Source organism: Streptomyces sp. NPDC020489 (genome assembly GCF_044386545.1).
Taxonomy (GTDB): Bacteria; Actinomycetota; Actinomycetes; order Streptomycetales; family Streptomycetaceae; genus Streptomyces.
This window is the reverse complement of record NZ_JBIRUZ010000008.1, coordinates 311,556-333,066: the sequence shown is the minus strand read 5'-3', so window position 1 is coordinate 333,066 and position 21,511 is coordinate 311,556. Positions and strand designations below refer to the sequence as shown.

General features: G+C 71.2%; 15 protein-coding genes. 8 read left to right on the top strand and 7 right to left on the bottom strand.

Translation table 11 applies throughout. The features are described from left to right. The first annotated feature begins 53 nt into the window (after nt 1-53). Complete coding sequence (locus ACH41F_RS23775) at nt 54-1,019, top strand: alpha/beta hydrolase family esterase (RefSeq protein ID WP_398837407.1); 966 nt, start codon at nt 54-56, stop codon at nt 1,017-1,019. A 73-nt stretch (nt 1,020-1,092) separates the two neighbouring features. On the opposite strand, the gene ACH41F_RS23770 is transcribed toward ACH41F_RS23775, so the two are convergent. The 7 genes from ACH41F_RS23770 to ACH41F_RS23740 form a co-directional block, all read right to left on the bottom strand. Continuing rightward, nucleotides 1,093-3,999, bottom strand: a complete 2,907-nt coding sequence (locus ACH41F_RS23770; protein ID WP_398837405.1) for a glycoside hydrolase family 3 C-terminal domain-containing protein — start codon at nt 3,997-3,999, stop codon at nt 1,093-1,095. 38 nt (nt 4,000-4,037) lie between these two features. Further along, nucleotides 4,038-5,048, bottom strand: coding sequence for a substrate-binding domain-containing protein (locus tag ACH41F_RS23765; protein WP_391236280.1), 1,011 nt, complete (start codon nt 5,046-5,048; stop codon nt 4,038-4,040). Then, nucleotides 5,048-7,297, bottom strand: coding sequence for an alpha-xylosidase (gene yicI, locus ACH41F_RS23760; RefSeq protein WP_391236277.1), 2,250 nt, complete (start codon nt 7,295-7,297; stop codon nt 5,048-5,050). The genes ACH41F_RS23765 and yicI overlap by 1 nt, the downstream gene beginning before the upstream one ends. An 11-nt stretch (nt 7,298-7,308) precedes the next feature. Then, nucleotides 7,309-8,133, bottom strand: a complete 825-nt coding sequence (locus tag ACH41F_RS23755) for an ABC transporter permease subunit (RefSeq protein WP_391236274.1) — start codon at nt 8,131-8,133, stop codon at nt 7,309-7,311. Further along, nucleotides 8,130-9,077: an ABC transporter permease subunit gene (locus ACH41F_RS23750; RefSeq protein WP_391236272.1), complete on the bottom strand. Its 948-nt coding sequence runs from the start codon at nt 9,075-9,077 to the stop codon at nt 8,130-8,132. The genes ACH41F_RS23755 and ACH41F_RS23750 overlap by 4 nt, the downstream gene beginning before the upstream one ends. Then, nucleotides 9,074-10,369 carry an ABC transporter substrate-binding protein gene (locus ACH41F_RS23745; RefSeq protein WP_398837401.1) on the bottom strand — a complete coding sequence of 432 codons (1,296 nt, stop codon included), beginning with the start codon at nt 10,367-10,369 and terminating at the stop codon, nt 9,074-9,076. Before ACH41F_RS23745 ends, ACH41F_RS23750 begins: the two co-directional genes overlap by 4 nt. 275 nt (nt 10,370-10,644) lie before the next feature. Next, complete coding sequence (locus tag ACH41F_RS23740) at nt 10,645-11,910, bottom strand: MFS transporter (protein WP_398837399.1); 1,266 nt, start codon at nt 11,908-11,910, stop codon at nt 10,645-10,647. A gap of 127 nt (nt 11,911-12,037) precedes the next feature. Here ACH41F_RS23740 and ACH41F_RS23735 point away from each other — a divergent pair, with 127 nt between their 5' ends. From ACH41F_RS23735 to ACH41F_RS23705, 7 genes are all read left to right on the top strand, one after another. Then, entirely contained in the window at nt 12,038-13,009 is a 972-nt protein-coding gene (locus ACH41F_RS23735) for a LysR family transcriptional regulator (protein WP_398837397.1), read from the top strand. Nucleotides 13,010-13,159: 150 nt separating this feature from the next. Continuing rightward, on the top strand, nt 13,160-14,065 hold the full coding sequence (locus ACH41F_RS23730) for a hypothetical protein (protein ID WP_398837395.1): 906 nt from the start codon (nt 13,160-13,162) through the stop codon (nt 14,063-14,065). Next, nucleotides 14,065-16,278 carry a glycosyltransferase gene (locus ACH41F_RS23725; RefSeq protein ID WP_398837393.1) on the top strand — a complete coding sequence of 738 codons (2,214 nt, stop codon included), beginning with the start codon at nt 14,065-14,067 and terminating at the stop codon, nt 16,276-16,278. Before ACH41F_RS23730 ends, ACH41F_RS23725 begins: the two co-directional genes overlap by 1 nt. Further along, nucleotides 16,275-17,558, top strand: coding sequence for an acyltransferase family protein (locus ACH41F_RS23720; protein WP_391236253.1), 1,284 nt, complete (start codon nt 16,275-16,277; stop codon nt 17,556-17,558). The genes ACH41F_RS23725 and ACH41F_RS23720 overlap by 4 nt, the downstream gene beginning before the upstream one ends. 164 nt (nt 17,559-17,722) lie before the next feature. Beyond that, complete coding sequence (locus tag ACH41F_RS23715) at nt 17,723-18,574, top strand: hypothetical protein (RefSeq protein WP_391236250.1); 852 nt, start codon at nt 17,723-17,725, stop codon at nt 18,572-18,574. Nucleotides 18,575-18,787: 213 nt separating this feature from the next. Then, the gene (locus ACH41F_RS23710; RefSeq protein WP_391236247.1) at nt 18,788-20,173 is read left to right on the top strand and encodes an MFS transporter; all 1,386 of its coding nucleotides are present in this window, start codon (nt 18,788-18,790) and stop codon (nt 20,171-20,173) included. A gap of 121 nt (nt 20,174-20,294) precedes the next feature. Beyond that, nucleotides 20,295-21,449: a uroporphyrinogen-III synthase gene (locus ACH41F_RS23705; protein WP_391236243.1), complete on the top strand. Its 1,155-nt coding sequence runs from the start codon at nt 20,295-20,297 to the stop codon at nt 21,447-21,449. The last annotated feature ends 62 nt before the right edge of the window (nt 21,450-21,511 follow it).

Below are 21,511 nucleotides of genomic sequence, written 5' to 3'. Positions count from 1 at the left end.
GTGGGGTGCGGGCCCATATCGACGGGTCGTTCACGCTTCTACGGTCCCTCCCCATGACACAGACCAGAGCCGCGACCCTGATCACCGTCCTGACGGCCCTCCTCGCCGTCCTCCTCACCCCGGCGCCCGCGTCCGCCGCCTCTCTCCAGGAGGTCACCGGGTTCGGCAGCAACCCGGGCGCGCTGCGGATGTTCCGGTACGTCCCCGACGGGCTGCCCGCCGGGCGGCCGGTCGTCGTCGCCCTGCACGGGTGCACCCAGAACGCCGCCGGATACGGCACCGGCAGCGGGTGGACCCGGCTCGCCGACCGGTGGGGCTTCTCCGTGGTGCTGCCGCAGCAGCAGCCGGCCAACAACGCCTCGCTCTGCTTCAACTGGTTCGCCGCCGGGGACACCGGGCGCGGCCAGGGCGAGGCCGCGTCCGTCGCGCAGATGATGGAACGCCAGGTCGGTGACGTCTCCGGCGGGCCGGTGTACGTCACCGGGCTGTCCGCCGGGGGCGGGTTCACCGCCGTGATGATGGCCGCCTACCCGGAGAAGTTCGCCGCGGGCGGCGTCGTCGCCGGGCTGCCGTACGGATGCGCCCAGGCCGCCGGGTCGCCGTACGTGTGCATGTACGTCGGGGCCACGCAGACGCCGGACCAGTGGGGCGACCGGGTGCGGGCCGCGCGCCCCGGGTACGCCGGGCCCTGGCCGACGCTGGTCGCGTTCCAGGGCACGGCCGACTACACCGTGAAGCCCGTCAACATGAGCGACCTGGTCGAACAGTGGACCGACGTGCACGGCGGCGACCAGACGGCCGACGTCTCCGACACCGTCGCCGGGTACCCGCACCGGACCTACCGGGACGGCGCCGGCCACCCCGTCGTGGAGACCTACAGCCTCACCGGCATGGGCCACGGGCAGCCCGTGGACCCGGGCAGCGGGGCCGAGCAGTGCGGGACGGCAGGGGCGTACCTCCTCGACGTCGACCTGTGCGCCGCGTACCGGATGGGCACGGCCTGGGGGCTGAACGGCTGAGCGGCCGGTCCCCGGGGCCGGGAGCGCGCGGTGCGGGCCCTCCGCCGAGGCGGCGGGCCCGCGTCCCGCGGTCTCAGCGCAGGGTGAACGTCGCCAGCCGCAGGCCCTTGCCCCTGAGCACCAGGTAGACGTCGGTACGGCCCTTCGCGGCGCGCGAGAGGTCCGCGGTCACCGTCTCGTAGACGTACGGCGACGAGGTGCCGCCGAAGGACGCCGTACCGGCGAGGGTGCCGGTCGGGGAGCCCAGCCGGACCTCGACCGTGCCGGACGCGCCGGCCACGCGGGCGGTGAACCTCCCCGGGCCCGCCCCGAGCCGGGCGTCGCCGAACTTCAGCCACGCCCGGTCGGCCGCCACGCCCACCGCCGTACCGCGTTCCTTCGACTCGTCGACCAGGCGCGTGCCCTCGTAGTCGTCGAAGTTCTCGGCGCGGGTGGTGCGGGACAGGTCGCGGGCCGGGATGGTCTCGCCGGAGACCCGCCAGGTGGCGCGGGCGCGGACGTCCGCGGAGGAGGCGCCGACCATGACGTCGTAAGTGCCCTTCTCCACCACCCACTTGGAGCGGGTGACGTCCCAGTGCGCGAGGTCCTTGCGCGTCACGCTCAGCTTGACCGTCCTTGTCTCGCCGGGCTTCAGCGTCACCCGCTGGAAGGCCTTCAGCTGCTTCAGGGGCTGCTTGTCCCGGGAGACCCGCTGGTGGGCGTAGAGCTGGACGACCTCGGCACCCGCGCGGGCGCCGGTGTTGGTGACCTGCACCTCGTAGCCACCGGGCACCTGCTGGAGGGCGCCGTAGCGGAAGGAGGTGTAGGACAGGCCGTGGCCGAAGGGGTAGAGGGGGCTGCCCCTGAAGTACTGGTAGGTGCGGTCGGACTTGATGATGTCGTAGTCGAGGATCGACGGGAGGTCGGACTCGTCGCGGTACCAGGTCTGGGTGAGGCGGCCCGAGGGGTTGGCGTCCCCGTACAGCAGGTCCGCGAGCGCGTTGCCGGTCTCCTGGCCCGCGTGGGACGTCCACAGGACCGCGGGGACCTCGCGCTGGAGGGCGCCGAGGGTGGTCGGGTAGCTGTTCTCGACGATCACGACCGTCTTCGGGTTGGCCTGGCGCACCGCCCTGACCAGGGCTTCCTGGGCCGGGGCCAGGCTCATGTCGGTGCGGTCGTGGGCCTCGCGGCCGTTGATCGAGGGGTTGGAGCCGACCACCACCACCGCGGCGTCCCTGCCCTTGACGGCGGCGACGGCCTCGTCGACGCCGCTGCGGACGACGTTCTTGGTGTAGTGCGCGGCCGCGTCCTTGGCGACCAGGCCGAGGGTGCCGTCCGCGCCGGTCGGGCCGAGGTAGACGGGGTTGCTCCACCAGGGTTCCTCGGTCTCGTAGCCCGCGTAGCGCAGCAGGTGGGTGCCGTCGGCCTGCTCCTCCAGCCGGAACTGCTGCTGGGCGAACCAACCCCCGGGCTGCGCCTGGTCGTTGACGAACGAGGACCAGTTGTATCCGACGTACTTGCCGTTGGCGGCCGAGCGCAGGGTGACCACACCGTCGCCCCAGTCGGCGACGTCGAACCGGGCGCTCGCGTCCGAGGCCGCGCTCTCCTTCAGCGGCTCGCCGTCGGCGTCCGTGCCGGCCGTGACGTACGTGCCGGTCGCCGCGTTCCGCAGCGTGATCCGGTCGACGCCCTCGCTGCTCGTGACGTCGGTGCCGAGTTTGGCCGCGATGCCCTCGGCGGGGGTGACCGCGTAGGGGAGGGTGCCCGAGTACCAGTCGGTGTAGAGGGTGTCGGCGAGCGGGCCGACCACGGCGACGTCCTTCGCGGACTTTGGCAACGGCAGCGTGCCCGCCTGGTTCTTCAGCAGCACCGCCCCCTCGGTCGCCGCCTCCCGCGCCAGCTTCCGGTGGGCCGGGCTGTTGATGACCGACCTGTCGATCGCGCCGTACTTTCCGCCGCCGGGGTCGAACTCACCGAGCCGGACCCGGACGGACAGGATGTGACCGGCCGCCTCGTCGACGTCCGACTCCTCCAAAAGGCCCTGCTCCACAGCCGACTTGACCGCGCCGGTGGTGACGGCCGAGTTCGTGTCGTTGTCCGTGAAGCTGTCGATGCCGGCCTTCAGGGCGGCCGCGTCGCCCTCCATGACGCTCGGGTAGTACTTCTGGTCGCCGGGGAGGTTGCCGGGGGCGAAGGCGTCGGTGACGTTGAGCAGGTCGTAGGAGGTCCACTTCCGCACGACGTCGTCCAGGTCCGGGTTCACCGTCGCGGGGCGGCCGTTGACCAGGTTGTAGGAGGACATCACGCCGGTCGCCGCGTCCGCCTCGATCGCCGGTCTGAACGCCGCCTCCTCGTACTCCTTCGCGACCCGGGGGCGCAGGTCGGAGGAGGTGGTGGTGCGGTGCCACTCGTTGTTGTTGGCGAGGTAGTGCTTCAGCGTCGGAGCCGTCTTGAGGTGGTCCGGGTCGCCGCCGGTCAGGCCCTCGCCGTACGCCGTCGACAGCGCGCCGGTCAGCTCGGGGTCCTCGCTGTAGCCCTCCTCGTTGCGGCCCCAGCGCGGGTCGCGGAGCAGGTTGACCACCGGGGCCCAGAGGTTGAGGCCCCAGCCGGGCGGACGTTCCTGCTGGAAGCCGCGGGCCTCGTCGCCGACCGCCGAGCCGACCCGCTCCATCAGCGCCGGGTCCCAGGTCGAGGCGAGCCCGATGGCCTGCGGGAAGACGGTGGCCTCGCCGAGCCAGGCCACGCCGTGCAGGGCCTCGGTGCCGGTGCGGAAGGACTGGATGCCGAGACGGGGGACCGCGGCCTGGTACTGGTGGAGCAGGCCGATCTTCTCGTCGAGGGTGAGGCGGTCCAGGAGGTCCTCGACCCGCCGGTCCACGGACAGGGAAGGGTCGCGGAAGGGGTACGTCTCCTCCGCGTGGGAGGGGACGGTGGCGCCGAGCCCCGCGATCAGGGCCAGCGCCACCACCAGGGCGGATCTGCGTCTCTTGCTGCCTCTCATGCCACGGCTCCTTCGAGTAGGGCCTTGCACTGGGTGGGTCAGGGCGTGTTCCGCGGTGCCGTGCTCGCGCGTTCCGTCATCCGGGGCGGCAGCAGCGTGGCCTCGGGCACCGTCTTGCCGTCGAGCTTGCGCACCAGCAACTCCACCGCCAGGGCGCCGACCTCGGCGGAGGGCAGGGCGATGGAGGTGACCGGCACGCGCAGGTTCCCGGCGAGTTCGTCGGGGCAGATCGCGGTGACCGAGAGGTCGGCGGGCACCCGCAGACCCAGCTGCTCGAAGGCGTCGACGAGCGGCTCCAGGATCGCCTCGTTGTGCACGACCACCCCGGTCAACGCGGGCTGCTCGCGCAGCAGTCGCTCGGCGACCTGGCGGGCGGCGGCGGGCGTGGCCTCGCACGGGTGCACCGAGGAGGCGAGCCGGCCCCGGTCCGCGGCGGCGGTGAACCCCTGCACCACGCGCTGCGCGAACGCGGTCTGCCGTACGTACACCTCCGGCGGTGAGCCGACCAGCGCCACCACCCGGTGCCCGAGCCGCGCCAGATGCTCCACGCACGCCTCGCCGGCCGCCTTGAAGTCCAGGTCGACACAGGTCAGCCCGTCCGCCTCGGCGGGAAAGCCGATCAGTACCGAGGGCCGGTCCAGGGACCGCAGCAACGGCAGCCGCGGGTCGTCGAGTTGGACGTCCATGACGATCATCGCGTCCACCAGCGCGGTGTCCGCGACCCGCCGCAGCCCGTCCTCGCCCTCCTCCTGCGTCAGCAGCAGCACGTCATGGTCGTGGCGCCGGGCCGTCGTCACCACCGAGACCGCGAACTGCATCACCACCGGCACATGCATGCCGGTCCGTAAGGGCACCACCAGCGCCAGCACGTTCGACCGGCTGCTGGCCAGCGCCCGGGCGCCCGCGTGCGGCCGGTAGCCCAGCTCCCGGATGGACGCCTCCACGCGCCGGCGGGTCTCCTCGGAGATCGGCCGCTTGCCGCTGAGCGCGTAGGAGACGGTGCTCGGCGAGACACCCGCGTGCCGGGCCACGTCCGTGATCTTCACCATCAGCCCAGCTCCACCGTGAGGAACCCGGTCCCGGCCGGCGCCCGCACGACCCGCTCCCCGGCCGCCAGCGCCCACGGGACGCGGGGGTCGGCGCACGAGGCCCGCAGCGTGTCCCCTTCGCGTACGACGGTGAAGGCCGCGTCCCCGACCCGGACGCTCACGTGCGCGCCCCGCGGAAGGCCGTACGCCCGCAGGGTCACTCCGTCGGCGTGGTCGTAGTCGGGCCGGTCGGCCACCGCGCCCACCGGGATCACCGCGCCGGGCCGCACCAGCAGCGGCACCCCGAGGAAGTCGTGCCGCTCCCGCACCCAGCGCGGCCCGGTGACCGTCTCACCGGTCACGAAGTGGGTCCAGGTGCCCTCGGGCACGTAGTACGAGACGTCCCCCTCGTCGCTGAAGACCGGCGCCACCAGCAGATCCGGGCCGAGCATGTACTGCCGCTCCAGGTGCGCGCACCCGGGGTCGTCCGGGAACTCCAGGACCATGGCCCGCATGACCGGCGTGCCCTCGGCGTGGGCGGTGCGGGCGGCCTCGTACAGGTACGGCATCAGCTGGAGCTTGAGCCGGGTGAAGTGCCGCAGCACGTCGACGGACTCCTCGTCGAAGTGCCACGGGACGCGGTAGGAGGAGCTGCCGTGCAGGCGGCTGTGGGAGGAGAGGAGTCCGAAGGCCAGCCAGCGCTTGAACAGCGCCGGTGTCGGCGTGCCCTCGAAGCCGCCGATGTCGTGGCTCCAGAACCCGAAGCCGGACAGGCCGAGGGAGAGCCCTCCGCGCAGGGACTCCGCCATCGACTCGTAGGTCGCCTCGCAGTCGCCGCCCCAGTGCACCGGGAACTGCTGGCTGCCGGCGGTCGCCGAGCGGGCGAAGACCACCGCCTCCTCCTCGCCGCGGTGCTTGCGCAGCACGTCGAAGACGGTCCGGTTGTAGAGGTAGGTGTAGTAGTTGTGCATCCGCTCGGGGTCGGAGCCGTCGGACCACTCCACGTCCAGCGGCACCCGTTCGCCGAAGTCGGTCTTGAAGCAGTCCACGCCCTGCGCGAGGAGCGCCTCCAGCTTGGCCGCGTACCAGTCGCGGGCGGCCGGGCTGGTGAAGTCGACCAGGGCCATCCCGGGCTGCCACAGGTCCCACTGCCAGACGCTGCCGTCCGGACGCCTGAGGAGGTGACCGAGCGCCTTGCCCTCCGCGAACAGGGGCGAGCGCTGGGCGATGTAGGGGTTGATCCAGACCGACACCCGCAGACCCCGCTCGTGCAGCCGCGCGAGCATGCCCTCCGGGTCGGGGAAGACCCGCGGGTCCCACTGGAAGTCGCACCAGTTGAACTCGCGCATCCAGAAGCAGTCGAAGTGGAAGACCGACAGCGGCAGTTCGCGCTCCCGCATGCCGTCGATGAAGGACGTCACGGTCTTCTCGTCGTACGACGTCGTGAAGGACGTCGACAGCCACAGGCCGAAGGACCAGGCGGGCGGCAGGGCCGGGCGGCCGGTGAGGGCCGTGTACTTGCGGATGATCTCCTTGGGGGTGGGCCCGTAGATGACGTAGTACGTCAACTCCTGCGTCTCGGCGCTGAACTGGACCCGCGAGACGGCTTCCGAGCCGACCTCGAAGGAGACCTTGCCGGGATGGTCGACGAAGACGCCGTAGCCCGCGTCCGTGAGGTAGAACGGGACGTTCTTGTAGGCCTGTTCGGTGGCCGTGCCGCCGTCGGCGTTCCAGACGTCAACGACCTGGCCGTTCTTGACCAGCGGCCCGAAGCGTTCGCCGAGGCCGTACACCGAGGTGCCCACCCCGAGTCCCAGCTGCTCGCGCAGGTAGTGGGCGCCTGTCGCGTCCCGCATGATGCCCATGCCCTTGGGGCCGCTGCCGGTCAGCAGCCGGCCGTCCGCGAGGAAGTCGACCTGCCAGGTGTCCGTGCGGGCCACCCGGACCGACAGGGCGCCGGAGGTGAGGGTGGCGTGCGTCTCGTCGTCCTCGGTGTGCGCGGTGACGTTCTCCGTGCGCACCTCGAACCGGGGGCCCTGCGGCTGCTCGCCCTCGAAGTGGGTGAAGGTGACGCCGATGACGTCCGGGAGTGGGGCGTGGGCGCTGATCGTCACGACCGGTCCCTTCAACAGGTCGCCGCGGCGGCGGATGGGCTGGGTCGGCGCGAGGATGTCCAGGCGGCCGTCCGACGCGCTGACCTCGTGGACCTGGGCCGGGTGGGCCGCGGTCACGCCCTCGCGCAGCAGCCAGTAACCGTCGGTGAACTTCATGTGGGGGGTCCTTATTTGACGGCACCCACGGCGATACCGCGGGTGAGGGTCCGCTGGAACAGGAGGAAGAAGACGATCGCCGGGAGGACACCGAGCAGGGCCGCCGCGTTGGTCATGGTGGCGTCCATGAGCCGCTGGCCCTGGAGGACGCCGAGGGCCACGGACACCGTCTGGTTGTCGTTGGAGATCAGCATGACCAGGGGGAGCAGGAACTCGTTCCAGGTCCAGATGAAGAAGAAGACCAGCAGCACGCCGAGGGTGGGTCGGCTGACGGGGACGACGATCCGCCACAGGATCTGCCACTTGTTCGCGCCGTCGATCCGCGCGGCCTCGATGATCTCGCGGGGGAACTGGCCCAGCACGGACGACAGCAGATACGTGCCGAACGCCGCCTGGATCACCGTGAACACGATGATCACGCTGAGCCGGGTGTCGTAGAGACCCGCCTCCTTGCTCAGGTAGTACACCGGGTAGACCAGCGCCTCCTGCGGCAGCATGTTCGCCAGCACGAAGAAGGCCAGCACCCAGGTGCGGCCCTTGACCCGGCCGATGCCGATCGCGTACGCGTTCAGGACGGACAGGACCACCGCGAGGACGGCCACCGCGCCGCTGATCAGCAGGGAGTTGACGAGCTTCTGGCTGTAGTCGACGCGCTCCCAGAAATCCTTCAGACCGTCCAGGTAGAGGCCGTCGGGCAGGCTCAGCGGTCCGTGCTGGGAGTACTCGGTGGGTGACTTGACCGCGTTGACCGCCACGATCAGGAACGGCACGACCATGAACAGGGCCGCCACGCACAGCGCGACGAGGACGGGGTAACGGCGTAGCGCGGTGCTCATGCTCTCCCCTCCGCGCGGGTCTGGAGCTTCAGGCCGATCAGGGAGAGCGCCAGGATGATCACCGTGAGCACGGTGGAGATGGCGGCGCCGTAGCCGACCTGCGTCTTCTCGAAGAACGTGGTGAAGGAAAAGTAGGAGGGGACGTTGGTCGCGCCGCCCGGTCCGCCCTTGGTCAGGACGTACACCGCGCCGAAGACCTTCAGCGCGGCGACCGTGCACCAGGTCAGCACGACGTAGATCTCCGGGCGGATCTGCGGCAGCGTGACGTGCCAGAACCGGCGCCACCAGCCGGCCCCGTCCAGCTCGGCCGCCTCGTGCAACTGCGGGTCGACGCGCTGGAGCCCGGCCATGAAGACGACCAGCGGGAAGCCGATCTGCACCCACACCATCACGCCCATCACGCTGTAGAGCGCGATGTCGGGGTCGCCGAGCCAGTCCTGCTGCCAGGACCCGAGGCCGATGGCCTTGAGCAGCGCGTTCAGCGAGCCGTTGTCGGGGGCGAGGATCCAGCTCCAGACGATGCCCGCGACGGCGATCGGCAGCACCTGCGGGAGGTAGAAGCACGCGCGCAGCACGGCGACGACCTTCGAGCCGAAGTGCTTGCCGATGTAGTCGAACAGGGCGGCGGCCAGGACCAGTCCGACCGCCGTCGGCACGGCCGCCATGGCGAGCACCATGAACATGCTGTGCCGGAAGGACGTCCAGAACTCCGAGTCGTCCATCAGCTCGCGGTAGTTGGCGAGTCCGGTCCAGCTCGGGGAGCCCACGCCCTGCCAGTCGGTGAAGCTGACTCCTGTGTTCATCAGGAACGGCACGACGATGACGGCGAGGAAGGCGAGGACACCGGGGAGCAGGAACAGGGCGTAGGAGTCGCGGGGGCGGCGCCGAGGGGGACCGGCCTGGGCCTCCTTGCCGGTCACCCCTCGTTCGACGGTCACCGTCATGTCTTCGGCGCGCCCTTGTCGTACGCCTCCTGGAGGGCGTCCAGATAGCCGTCCGGCTGCTCGCTGCCGGTGATCAGCTTCTGGGTCTGGGAGACCAGGACGTCGTAGTAGCCGGGCACCGGCCAGTCCGGGTAGAAGGCCAGGCCGTCACGCTGGGAGAGGGTGTTGAAGTTGTCTATGAGCTCTTTCGACCTGGGTTCGGTGATGGCGCTCGCGTCGGCCGCGACCGGGACGCCGCCCTTGTTGCCGAGCAGGTTCTGGATCTTCTTCGACATGGTGATGTCGATGAAGTCGTAGGCCAGCTTCTTGTTCTTGGCGCCCTTGGGGACGACCCAGATGTTGCCGCCGGAGCCGGGGCTGAGGTTCGTGTCGGGCCACAGGAAGGTGCCCCAGTCGAACTTCACCTCGTCGACGAACCGGCCGTACCACCAGCTGCCGGAGAAGAGGATCGGCGACTTGCCCCGGATGAAGGAGACGCCCGCGTCCTCGGCCTTGGTGCTGCTGGAGGTCTTGGCGAGGTAGCCCTTCTTCACCCAGTCGGCGAAGGTCTCGGCGGCGTAGGTCCAGGCGGTGTCGTGGAAGTCGGTCTTGCCCTTGTAGAGCTGGTAGGAGTCGACCCAGGCGCGGTCGGCCTTCGACAGGGCGAGCTGGTAGAGGTACTGCTGGGCCGGGTACTCGGCGCCGGCGTTGGCCAGCGGGGTGATCTTGTGCTGGACGAACGTGTCCATCGCGGCGGTCAGTTCGTCGAACGTCTTCGGCTCGGCGATCTTGTACTTCTTGAACAGGTCCTTGTTGTAGTACACCATCGTGTACTCGGCGTAGTTGGGCACGCCGTACCACTTGCCGGAGCCCATGACCCCGTTGGTGTCGTACACGCTGGTGGTGCGGACGCTCGCGCTGAGCTTCTTGTCCCAGCCGCGGGTCTCGGCCTCTTGGGTGAGCTCGGTGAGCAGCCCCTGCTTGGACAGCAGGCCGGCGCTCGCGTTGCCCTTGAGGTACTCCATGACGTCGGGCGCGTCGGAGGAGTTCAGGACCATCGGGGCGGTCTTCTGGATCTGTTCGAAGCCCTTCTCCTCGAACTCCACCTTCACGCCCGGGTGCTTGGCCTTGAACTCCTTGATCGCCTCGTTCCAGGCCTGCCCCATCGCGCTGTTCGGGGCCTCGTAGTGCCACAGTTTGAGCGTCTTGCCGTCCTCGGCGGACCCGCTGTCCGAGTCCGAGCAGGAGGCCAGGAGCAGCGACCCGGTCAGGGCCACCGCCATCGCCATCACACGCCTTGGTGCCGTCAACATCCCGTGCCTCCAGGGAAGTTCGGAGCCGGATGGTGCTGGGGGGACGTCACGCGGCGGATCGTCGAATCGATTCGATGCGTGACGTCGAAGCGCTTCGACGGGCGAAGGTATGTGCGAGCTGTGGGGGCGTCAATGGGGTGCGCGCGAATTGGGGTGCGGGTCGGATGTTTCGCCCCCGCCGCCCCTACCCGGCCCGTCCCTGGGGGCTGCCGCCCCCGGACCCCCGCTTCGGCCCTGAACGGGCCTCGTCCTCAAACGCCGGACGGGCTGGTCGGTCAGCTCGTCCGGCGTTCGAGGAGAACCCGCCCCAGCGTGACCATCAGCGCCACCGCCGCCGCAGCCGCCGGTACCCCGAACCCCGCCGTCGCCGAGGCGTGTTCCGCCGTCCAGCCGCCCAGCGCGCTGCCCCCGGCGATCCCGCCGAGCAGGCCCGTCACCGCGAGGGTCATGCCCTCGTTGAGGCGGCCCTCGGGGGTGCGTTCCTGGAGGAGGGTCAGGCCGGTGACCATGGTCGGGGCGGTCGCCATGCCGGCGAGGAGGAGGGCGGCCGCGAGGGCGAGGAGGGAGCCGGTGAGGGCCGCGGCGAGCAGCGGCAGGGTCATCAGGGCGGTCATCGCGGCCACGCACCACGGGTAGCGGCGCCCGGCCGGACCGGACGGCCTCCAGGCGCCGTACAGCAGCCCGGCCACGCAGGAGCCGGCCGCCTGGAGGCCGAGGACGACCCCGGCCGCCGAGGGGTGCCCCTGGGCGTCCGCGAAGGCGATCGTGGCGACCTCCATCGACCCGAACACCACGCCCATGGCCAGGCAGACCACGAGCAGCGGGGGGACGCCGGGCGCCCGCAGCGGCGCCTCGGCCCGCGCCGGGGTCCGGGACACCGGCGGCTCCGTCGACCGCTGGGCCGTGAACAGCAGCATGCCCGTGACCAGCAGCGCCACCCCGGCCACCGTCCCCGCCTCCGGGAAGAGCGCGGTGCACAGCAGGACCGCCAGGACCGGGCCCAGCATGAAGCACAGCTCGTCCGCGGCCTGTTCGAAGGAGTTCGCGGTGTGCAGGGCCTGGTCGTCGTCCCCGAGCAGATGGGCCCAGCGGGCGCGGGCCATGCCGCCGATGTTGGGCGTGGTGGCGGTGGCGGCGTACGCGAGGAACAGGGTCCAGGCGGGGGCGCCGGACCGCACGCACAGCACGAGCGCGAGCGAGCCGAGTGCCGCGAGCAGCGTGGCCGGTACGGCGACCCGCGCCTGGCCGTACCGGTCGACGAGCCGAGCCGTCCAGGGCGCGACCAGCGCGGTCGCCGCGAGGCCGGTCGCGCTGACGGCGCCGGCGAGGGCGTAGGAGTCCCGGGCGGCGACGATCATGACGATCGCGCTCACGCCGAACATGCCCATCGGGAGCCGGGCGAGCAGGTTGCCGACGGTGAAGGCGAGGGCGCCGGGGCGGGCGAAGAGACGGCGGTAGGGGCCGGGCGGGCGCGACGGGCGGGGGGTGAAGTCGACGGCGACGAGCATGTCCCCGGTGGTCGTGAACATCGGTTGCGGCATGGGTCCACCGTCGCCGGGGAGCGATCAAGGGGTCCAACACCTGTTCGGTCGGCATTCACGCACCCCGGTTGTGAATCCGCCGGAATTCCCGGTGCCGAGCCACGCGCCCCCGATGTAGCTTCGCCGGATGCCCGCCCCGCCCCATCTCGACGCCCGCCTCCTGCGCGCCTTCCTCGCCGTCGCCGAGGAACTGCACTTCACCCGCGCCGCGGCCCGCCTCTACGTCGCCCAGCAGGCGCTCAGCCGGGACGTGCGGCGGCTGGAGCGGGAGCTCGGGGTCGAGCTCTTCGTGCGGACCACCCGGCAGGTCACGCTGACCTCCGACGGGGAGCGGCTGGTGCCGCACGCCCGCCGGGTGCTGGACGCGCAGGACGCGCTCTTCGCCGCCTTCGGGCAGGCCAGGCCGCTGCTGGTCGACCTCAACTCGCCCGGCCTCGGCACCGGCCGCCGGGTACTGCACCGGGCCCGCGAACTCGCCCCCGACACCGAGCTGATGGCCCGCTACGAGAGCGGTCTGACCGGGGCTGCGGCCGAGGTCCTCGCCGGCCGCCTCGACGCGTCCTTCGGCCGGTACGCGGGGCTCGCCCCGGCACTGCGGAAGGGCCTCGACCACCAGCTCGTCCGCCTGGAACGCATGGCCGTCGTCCTGCCCGAGGACCACCGGCTGGCCGCCCTCGCCGAGGTGCCGCTGGCCGAGCTGGCGGGGGAGGAGGTGTACGCGGGGGCCGGGAACCCCCGGACACCGGAATGGACCGATCTCGCCCGGCGGCTCTTCGAGGGCCGGGGGATCGCCGTGGCGCCCCCCGCGCCGCTCGCGATCGGGCGCGAGGAGTTCCAGCGCGTCATGTCCAGGACACGCAACCCCGTTCTTGCCGTGGTGGGTTTTCCGGCCATGCCGCACACCGTCCTGAGGCCCCTGGTGGACCCGGTGCCCCTGTCGCCGGTCTCCCTGGTGTGGCGCAAGGGCTTGGCGCACCCCGGAATCGACGCCCTGCGCCGGGCCGCGGCCGAGCTCGCCGCCGCGGAAGGCTGGCTTCAGCGGCCCGTCGAGGGATGGATTCCGGCCATTGACATGGAGGGCGAGAATGTCCACAAGTGACACATGGCAAACACACCACCCGACCGTGCGCTACATTCGTGGCCTGAGCACGCTGTGGTAAATGGGGGCGCTCGGGCCGGGTGGGGGCCTGGTTCGGTCGACGAGTGCTCGGGTCTGATGCGCACCCTGAACTGCCCGTGGGGGGATTGCGTGCGCGAGAACAATTGGCGAGAAGAAGCCCAACCGGAATGGCCCGCAGCGGCTCCGGGGACAAGGGCGTTCCCAACGACGGGGTACGGCACCCAGGCCTTCCCGGACACCCGAGGCACCGATGTCCTCGCGTCGACGGACCGGACCGACGTGCTGCCCCGGGTGGGCACCGAAGGGGTCGGCTTCGACGATCCCTGGACCGATACCGGCCACGGCAACGCCCACGACCCGCACGAGGTGACCGTCCAGCTGGACGCCGTCGCCCTGCGGGCCGACAGCCGTCTCGTCGGCCAGGCCGGGCCGACCCAGGAGAGCTCCGACGGGCCGGTCTTCGTCGACGAGTCGGGCCGCAGAAGCCGTAGATACCGCCGGATCGGGATCTTCGTCGGACTCGCCTGCGCGGTCTACGCCGTGGTCATCGTCATGACGCTGCTGTCCGGCAACTCCAACGCGCCCTGGCTGCCCGTGCCGGGGCAGGGCGAGGCCCAGGAGGCCGGCCAGGTCGACACCACCCCGCTGCCCGGGGAGACGGTCGCACCCAGCGGTGCCGGCACCGTCTCGCCCGGCGTCTCACCGTCCGTGAGCGGCACCACCGCACCGTCGGCGAGCGCCACCGCGCCCGGCAGCTCCGTGACCGTCCCGGACGCGGGCACCCCCGCCGACCCGGCACCGACGGCGACGACGACCACCCCCGGCACGGGCAGCGAGCCCGCCCCGGACCCCGAGGTCCCGACCACCCCGGCGACGACCAACCCGCCGGACCCGACGCCGACCGAGGACCCCACGCCCGACCCGACGCAGACGCTGGGCGGCGACAGCGCGGGCACCGGCACCGACGCGGTGGCCGGGGCACCGGTCCCCGCGCCCGTCAGCACCACGACACCGCCCCCGGAGAGCACCGTCTGATGGCAACCCGCACCCGCCGTCCCCGGGCCGCCGATCGAGCCCGCGACGGCTCTCGGCGCCGCCTGCCCATGCGCCTGCTGCTGCCCTGCCTCCTCCTCGTCGCCCTGATGGCGATGCTGATGCTGCGCGGCTACGTCCACAGCGAGATCCTCGCCGACCACCGCGTCCAGGCACCCGCCTCCGCCGACCGGGTCCCGGAGCGGATCCTGGAGGGCGGGCCCGTCATCGACACCCGCAGCGGCCGTACCCAGAGCCTGAGCCTGAAGGACCACCACGTCGTCCTCACCTTTGACGACGGCCCGGACCCCGAGTGGACCCCGAAGGTCCTGGACGTGCTGAAGAAGCACCAGGCCCACGCCGTGTTCTTCGTCACCGGCACCATGGCCTCGCGCTACCCGGACCTCGTCAGCCGCATGGTCGAGGAGGGGCACGAGGTCGGACTGCACACCTTCAATCACCCCGACCTGTCCTACCAGTCGAAGAAGCGCATCGACTGGGAGCTGTCCCAGAACCAGCTGGCCATCTCCGGCGCGGCCGGCATCCGCACCTCGCTGTTCCGCCCGCCGTACTCCTCGTTCGCCGACGCCATGGACAACAAGTCCTGGCCGGTCACCGAGTACATCGGCACCCGCGGCTACATCACCATCGTCAACAACACCGACAGCGAGGACTGGCGCAAGCCCGGCGTCGAGCAGATCATCCGCAACGCCACGCCCAAGGGCGGCAAGGGCGCGATCGTCCTGATGCACGACTCCGGCGGCGACCGCCACCAGACCGTGCAGGCACTGGACCGCTTCCTGCCCCAGCTGAAGGGCCAGGGCTACGAGTTCGACAACCTCACCGAGGCCCTCGGCGCCCCCAGCGCGCACACCCAGGTCACCGGCGCCGAGCTGTGGAAGGGCAAGGCGTGGGTCTTCCTGGTCGGCGCCTCCGACCACATCACCGAGGTGCTGGTGGTCGCCCTCGCGATCATCGGGTTCCTTGTCATCAGCCGCTTCGTGCTGATGCTCCTGCTGTCCGGCGTGCACGCCCGCCGGGTGCGCCGCCGCGGCTTCCGCTGGGGCGACCCGGTCTTCGAACCGGTGTCCGTGCTGGTGCCGGCGTACAACGAGGCCAAGTGCATCGAGAACACCGTCCGTTCCCTGATGGCGAGCGAGCACCCCATCGAGGTGCTCGTCATCGCCGACGGCTCCAGTGACGGCACCGCGCGGATCGTCGAGGCGATGGGCCTGCCCAACGTCCGGGTCGTCCGCCAGCTGAACGCGGGCAAGCCCGCCGCGCTCAACCGGGGCCTCGCCAACGCCCGCTACGACATCATCGTGATGATGGACGGCGACACCGTCTTCGAGCCGTCCACCGTCCGCGAGCTGGTCCAGCCCTTCGGCGACCCCCGCGTCGGCGCGGTCGCCGGCAACGCCAAGGTCGGCAACCGGGACTCGCTCATCGGCGCCTGGCAGCACATCGAGTACGTGATGGGCTTCAACCTCGACCGCCGCATGTACGACGTCCTGCGCTGCATGCCGACCATCCCGGGCGCCGTCGGTGCCTTCCGGCGGTCGGCCCTGGAGCGGGTCGGCGGCATGAGCGACGACACGCTCGCCGAGGACACCGACATCACCATGGCGATGCACCGCGACGGCTGGCGGGTCGTCTACGCCGAGAAGGCCCGGGCCTGGACCGAGGCCCCGGAGACCGTCCAGCAGTTGTGGTCCCAGCGCTACCGCTGGTCGTACGGCACCATGCAGGCCATCTGGAAGCACCGCAGGGCGCTGGTGGAACGCGGGCCCTCGGGCCGCTTCGGCCGGGTCGGACTGCCGCTGGTCTCGCTCTTCATGGTCCTCGCCCCGCTGCTGGCCCCGCTGATCGACGTGTTCCTGATCTACGGCCTGGTCTTCGGCCCCACCCAGAAGACGGTCATGGCCTGGCTGGGCGTCCTGGCGATCCAGGTCGTCTGCGCCGCCTACGCCTTCCGCCTCGACCGGGAGAAGATGACCCACCTCATCTCGCTGCCCCTCCAGCAGATCCTGTACCGCCAGCTCATGTACGTCGTTCTCCTCCAGTCCTGGATCACCGCCCTGACCGGCGGCCGGCTGCGCTGGCAGAAGCTGCGGCGCACGGGTGTCGTCGAGGCACCCGGCGGACCGGTGCCGCGCCAACGGACGCGCGGCGCGAACGACAGCAGTGACCAGGGCGAGCGGAGGCCGGTGGGATGAGCCAGGGATACACACAGCCGTACGGTGCCGCGACGGCACCCGGAAGCCCCGGAGCTCCCGGGGTTCCCGCGGCCCCCCTCGGGGCGCCCGGTACCACACCGGCGCCCGCTCCCGCGGCGGCCGCCGCCCCGAAGAAGCCGGGCCGCGACCGCTACCTGGACCTGCTCCGCTCGATCGCCCTGGTCCGCGTGGTCGTGTACCACCTGTTCGGCTGGGCCTGGCTGACGGTCCTGTTCCCCTCCATGGGCGTGATGTTCGCGCTCGCGGGATCGCTCATGGCGCGCTCGCTGAAGCGTCCCGCGTGGGGCGTGATCCGGGGCCGCGTCCGGCGACTGCTTCCCCCGCTCTGGGTGTTCAGCGCGGTGGTGGTGACGCTGATGCTGGCGGGCGGCTGGGACCTGTCGAAGGACCCGGACCACAGCGGCGTCTGGGGCCTGGTCGAGATGGCCAACTACATCGTCCCGTTCGGCGCGCCGCCCTTCCCGTGGAGCATCGGCTCCAAGTCCGGGCTGCTGGAGGACACCTGGGCGGTGCAGGCGGCGGGGGTGCTGTGGTACCTGCGCGCCTACCTGTGGTTCGTGATCGCCTCCCCGCTGCTGCTGTGGGCGTTCCGCCGGGCGCCGTGGCCGACACTGCTGGCGCCACTGGGGCTGACGGCGATCGTCGGCACCGGCCTGGTGACGATCCCGGGCGAGACCGGCAACGCGGTCTCCGACTTCGCGGTCTACGGCGGCTGCTGGGTCCTGGGCTTCGCCCATCACGAGGGTCTGCTCACACAGGTCCCGCGCTACCTGGCCGTCTCCTGCTCGACGCTGCTGATGGCGTTCGGCCTGTGGTGGGCCTCCGGTCACCTGGGCCCCGACGGCTGGGACCTCAACGACATCCCGCTGGCCCAGGCGACCTGGTCCTTCGGGTTCGTCGTGATCCTGCTGCTCTACTCCCCCTCCTGGCAGGAGCTGCCGGGCCGGCTGGCGAGGTGGGACAAGCTCGTCACGCTCTCCAACAACCGCGCGGTCACGATCTACCTGTGGCACAACATGCTGATCATGGCCACGGTCCCGATCCTCGACCGCCTCTACGAACTGCCGTTCATGCAGAGCGAGCGCGCGGTCTCCGCCCTGGACTCGACCTACATGATCTGGATGTTCTTCCTGGTCTGGCCCCTGATCGGCCTGGCGATCCTGAGCGTCGGCTGGGTCGAGGACCTCGCGGCCAAGCGCAGCCCCCGCCTGTGGCCGAACGGATCCAAGAAGCGGGCCCGAGCGGGACACCGCGCCTGACCCGGCCGTGTGGCTCAACACGCGTGAGCCACACGGCCGCTCCCGCCGCCAGGGCGACCGCCGTTGCCTCCGTGGGGACAGCGGTTTCCGCCTCGGCGTGCGTGCGTGCGAGACTGCGGCCGTTGCGGGAGTGAACGGGGTGGCCCGGTGGGGAGCAGACGGCGATGAGCAAGCGGCACGTGCAGAAGATGCTCCGGCTGATGGCGGGCGGGGAGCCCGTCGAGCTCACCAGCCCCATGGCGTCCGTGAAGAAGCTCGCCCGACTCGCCTTCACCGCCCAGCAGTTCGGGTACGAGTACGCCGATGTCCGGCAGAGCTCCGGGCGCAACGGCGCGCTCGTCATGCTGCTCGTCCCGGACCCGAGCCCGCAGGCCCGCGCCCGGGCCGCGCAGAACTGGGCCCAGTACCCGAACGCGAGTGACGGGGTCTCCGTGCCGCCGCTCGTGCCGGACGCCGTCGAACTGCTCAAGGCGCGCATCAACTTCGACCTCACCGGCAAGAACGCCGAGAAGCGCATGGGCTACGGCGCCCTCGGCGTCACCCTGGGCTGCGTGATCCTCGCCTTCCGGCTCGGCGGCGGGTCCGGCGGCGTCATCGCCGCGGTCTGCGCCTGGGTCTTCTTCATGGCCGTCCTCGGCATCGGCCTCGCCGTCACCCGCAAGCGCAACGCCAAGTTCGCGGCCCGGCTCCACGCCGCCGGCTTCCTGCCGGTCACCGACGAGACGGGCCGGGTGCGCTACCTGCCGCCGGGCACCCCGGTCCCGGGCCAGGCGAACCCCTTCGCCGCCGGCCCGTACGGCCAGCAGCAGCCGTACGCCCAGCAGCAGCCTTACGGTCAGCAGCCGGTGCCGCAGCAGCCCTATGGCCAGCCCCAGCCCTACGGCTACCCCCAGCAGCCCCAGGCGCCCGGCCCGTACGCCGTCCAGCCGCCGTACCCCCAGCCTCAGGCCCAGCCGCCGTACCCGCCCCAGCCGTACCCCCAGCAGAACCCCAACTGGCAGGCGCCCCAACGCTGACTCCACCCGGTATCGAGTGACGGCGATCACGCTAAGAGGTGTTCGTAACGTGACGCGATGAAACCTCTCATCCTGCGTTCGCGTGGGGTGAGAGCAACGTTCCTTTCCGGTCACCCACTGCCACAGTGAGGAAACGCGCCCTCCCTACCTTCGGGATGCAACATCGCTCATCACGAACAGCAGCAGCGAGCCCCGGAGCCCCGTGGAGGCGCAATGACAGCCCCTAGCACCGTCCCCGCACCCCCGAGCAGGGGCGGCCGCTGGATCCAGCAGTGGGATCCGGAGGACGAGACCTTCTGGAAGAACGGCGGCGAGAAAGTCGCCCGCCGCAACCTCGTCTTCTCCGTCCTGTCCGAGCACATCGGCTTCTCGATCTGGACCATGTGGTCCGTGCTGGTGCTCTTCATGGGCCCGGAGTACGGCCTGACCCCGGCCGACAAGTTCCTGCTCACGTCCATGGTCACGCTCGTCGGCGCGGTCGTGCGCGTCCCCTACACCTTCGCCGTCGCCGTCTTCGGCGGGCGGAACTGGACGATCATCTCCGCGAGCCTGCTGCTCATCCCGACCATCGCCGCGTTCATCGTGATCGAGCCGGGGACCTCCTTCAACACCTTCCTCCTGGTCGGCCTCCTCGCCGGCATCGGCGGCGGCAACTTCGCCTCCTCGATGACCAACATCAACGCCTTCTTCCCGCTCAGGAAGAAGGGGTGGGCGCTCGGCCTCAACGCGGGCGGCGGCAACATCGGCGTCCCCGTCATCCAGCTGGTCGCCCTCGCGATCATCGGCGCCAGCGGCGGCCCGCGCGTGCTGCTCGGGATCTACATCCCGCTGATCATCGGCTCCGCGATCCTCGCCGCCACCTTCATGGACAACCTCGCCTCCGTGAAGAACGACACCGGCGCCGCGAAGGACGCCGCGAAGGACGCCCACACCTGGATCATGTCCTTCCTCTACATCGGCACCTTCGGCTCCTTCATCGGCTACGCCTTCGCCTTCGGTCAGGTCCTCCAGGTCCAGTTCGGCCGGACGCCGCTGCAGTCCGCCTACCTCACCTTCATCGGCCCGCTGCTCGGCTCCCTGATCCGGCCGGTGGGCGGCTGGCTCGCCGACAAGTACGGCGGTGCCCGGATCTCGCTGTACAACTACGTGGCCATGGGCGCCGCGACCGGCCTGCTGATCTTCGCGAGCATGCAGAAGTCGCTGAACCTCTTCGTTCCGGTGTTCGTCGTCCTCTTCGTCCTCAGCGGGCTCGGCAACGGCTCGACGTTCAAGATGATCCCCGGCATCTTCCAGGCCAAGGCGTTCGCCAAGGGACTCCAGGGCGAGGAGGCCGCCGCGTACGGCCGCCGGCTCTCCGGCGCCTCCATGGGGCTGATCGGCGCGGTGGGCGCGCTCGGCGGTGTCGGCATCAACCTGGCCTTCCGCCAGTCCTACATCTCCTACGGTTCCGGCACCGGCGCGTTCATCGCCTTCCTCGTCTTCTACGCCCTCTGCTTCGCGGTCACCTGGGCCGTATACCTTCGCCGCTCGGCCTCCCGGATCCAGGCCTCCTCGGCCACCTCCGAGGCGAAGCCGCAGCTCAGCTACGCCGAAGTGTGACGTAACACCGCCGACATCAAGCCGAACCGAGCCTGTCACGCACCGTTGACAGGCTCGCTCGGCATGCAGGTGCCATCACACCCCGTGTAGGTGCGAACGACTCGAGTGCGGGACGAGAGTTATGTACGACGAACAGCAGCGACCGGAACAACACGGCCCTCTGGCCGGTTTCACGGTGGGCGTGACAGCCGCGCGCCGGGCCGACGAGCTGGGCGCACTGCTCCAGCGACGGGGAGCCGCCGTTCTGCACGCCCCGGCCTTGCGGATCGTGCCGCTCTCCGACGACAGCGAGCTGCTCGCCGCGACCAAGCAGGTCATCGACGAGGTCCCGGACATCGTGGTCGCCACGACCGCGATCGGCTTCCGGGGCTGGATCGAGGCCGCCGACGGCTGGGGTCTGGGCGAGGAACTGCTGGCACGGCTGCGCGGCATCGAGCTGCTGGCGCGCGGGCCGAAGGTCAAGGGCGCGGTACGGGCCGCCGGGCTGACCGAGGACTGGTCGCCGTCCTCGGAGTCCATGGCCGAGGTGCTCGACCGGCTCCTGGAGGAGGGGGTCGAGGGGCGCCGGATCGCCATCCAGCTGCACGGTGAGCCGCTGCCCGGGTTCGTGGAGGCGCTGCGGGCCGCGGGAGCGGAGGTGCTGGGCGTCCCCGTGTACCGGTGGATGCCGCCGGAGGACATCGGGCCGGTGGACCGGCTCCTGGACGCGGCGGTCTCCCGGGGGCTGGACGCGCTGACCTTCACGAGCGCGCCCGCCGCGGCGTCGCTGCTGAACCGGGCGGAGGAGCGGGGGCTGCTGCCCGAACTGCTCGCCGCCCTCAACCACGACGTGCTGCCGGCCTGTGTCGGCCCCGTCACCGCGCTGCCGCTCCAGGCCCGCGGCGTCGACACCGTGCAGCCCGACCGCTTCCGGCTCGGCCCGCTGGTCCAGCTCCTGTGCCAGGAACTGCCCGCCCGGGCCCGGTCCCTGCCCATCGCCGGGCACCGGGTCGAGATCCGCGGTCACGCGGTGCTGGTCGACGGGGTCCTGCGGCCCGTGCCGCCGGCCGGGATGTCACTGCTGCGGGCGCTGTCCCGGCGGCCCGGATGGGTGGTGGCCCGGGCGGAACTGCTGCGGGCGCTTCCGGGTGCCGGGCGCGACGAGCACGCGGTGGAGACGGCGATGGCCCGGCTGCGCACGGCACTCGGAGCGCCGAAGCTGATCCAGACGGTGGTCAAGCGGGGCTACCGACTGGCACTGGACCCGGCGGCGGACGCGAAGTACGCGGACACGTAAGCGACTTCGCGTCCTCACCCCGTTCCCGCGCGACGCCACGGCCAGGGCGGGGGAGCGCGCCT

Excerpts from the sequence above, each read along its gene's own strand:
- ACH41F_RS23775 (WP_398837407.1), top strand. The coding sequence starts at position 54 with ATGACACAGACCAGAGCCGCGACCCTGATCACCGTCCTGACGGCCCTC.
- ACH41F_RS23770 (WP_398837405.1), bottom strand. The coding sequence starts at position 3,999 with ATGAGAGGCAGCAAGAGACGCAGATCCGCCCTGGTGGTGGCGCTGGCC.
- ACH41F_RS23765 (WP_391236280.1), bottom strand. The coding sequence starts at position 5,048 with ATGGTGAAGATCACGGACGTGGCCCGGCACGCGGGTGTCTCGCCGAGC.
- yicI (WP_391236277.1), bottom strand. The coding sequence starts at position 7,297 with ATGAAGTTCACCGACGGTTACTGGCTGCTGCGCGAGGGCGTGACCGCG.
- ACH41F_RS23755 (WP_391236274.1), bottom strand. The coding sequence starts at position 8,133 with ATGAGCACCGCGCTACGCCGTTACCCCGTCCTCGTCGCGCTGTGCGTG.
- ACH41F_RS23750 (WP_391236272.1), bottom strand. The coding sequence starts at position 9,077 with ATGACGGTGACCGTCGAACGAGGGGTGACCGGCAAGGAGGCCCAGGCC.
- ACH41F_RS23745 (WP_398837401.1), bottom strand. The coding sequence starts at position 10,369 with ATGTTGACGGCACCAAGGCGTGTGATGGCGATGGCGGTGGCCCTGACC.
- ACH41F_RS23740 (WP_398837399.1), bottom strand. The coding sequence starts at position 11,910 with ATGCCGCAACCGATGTTCACGACCACCGGGGACATGCTCGTCGCCGTC.
- ACH41F_RS23735 (WP_398837397.1), top strand. The coding sequence starts at position 12,038 with ATGCCCGCCCCGCCCCATCTCGACGCCCGCCTCCTGCGCGCCTTCCTC.
- ACH41F_RS23725 (WP_398837393.1), top strand. The coding sequence starts at position 14,065 with ATGGCAACCCGCACCCGCCGTCCCCGGGCCGCCGATCGAGCCCGCGAC.
- ACH41F_RS23720 (WP_391236253.1), top strand. The coding sequence starts at position 16,275 with ATGAGCCAGGGATACACACAGCCGTACGGTGCCGCGACGGCACCCGGA.
- ACH41F_RS23715 (WP_391236250.1), top strand. The coding sequence starts at position 17,723 with ATGAGCAAGCGGCACGTGCAGAAGATGCTCCGGCTGATGGCGGGCGGG.
- ACH41F_RS23710 (WP_391236247.1), top strand. The coding sequence starts at position 18,788 with ATGACAGCCCCTAGCACCGTCCCCGCACCCCCGAGCAGGGGCGGCCGC.
- ACH41F_RS23705 (WP_391236243.1), top strand. The coding sequence starts at position 20,295 with ATGTACGACGAACAGCAGCGACCGGAACAACACGGCCCTCTGGCCGGT.